1 protein-coding gene is annotated in these 250 nt (G+C 58.4%); it reads left to right on the plus strand.

Annotation, left to right across the window (positions count from 1 at the left end; all coding sequences use genetic code 11):
* Positions 1-19: 19 nt before the first annotated feature.
* The coding region (locus tag SB753_RS39780; protein WP_410805510.1) for a hypothetical protein at positions 20-250 on the plus strand (231 nt) is incomplete at its 3' end.

Here is a 250-nt window from a genome sequence, read left to right on the forward strand (position 1 = left end):
GACCCAGAAAATGTCACAGTTGCTCATCGCCGTCCCGACCGAAGACGAGGCTGAACTCACGGCGCTGAGTAATGCCCTCCACGCCGAGACGACCACGCTCGACAGCAAACCCTTCGATGGGTCCACGGTCATCCAGCTGCTCGTTCCGGTCACGGTGGCATCGATCCCGGTTCTGACAACCTGGATCAAGGCGCGATTCGAGCACCGCAAGAATCAGTCCATCTCATACAAAGGCATGAAGTTCACCGGG

Origin of the sequence: Paraburkholderia sp. SIMBA_053 (genome assembly GCF_046534895.1) — a bacterium.
GTDB classification, from domain to species: domain Bacteria; phylum Pseudomonadota; class Gammaproteobacteria; order Burkholderiales; family Burkholderiaceae; genus Paraburkholderia; species Paraburkholderia caledonica.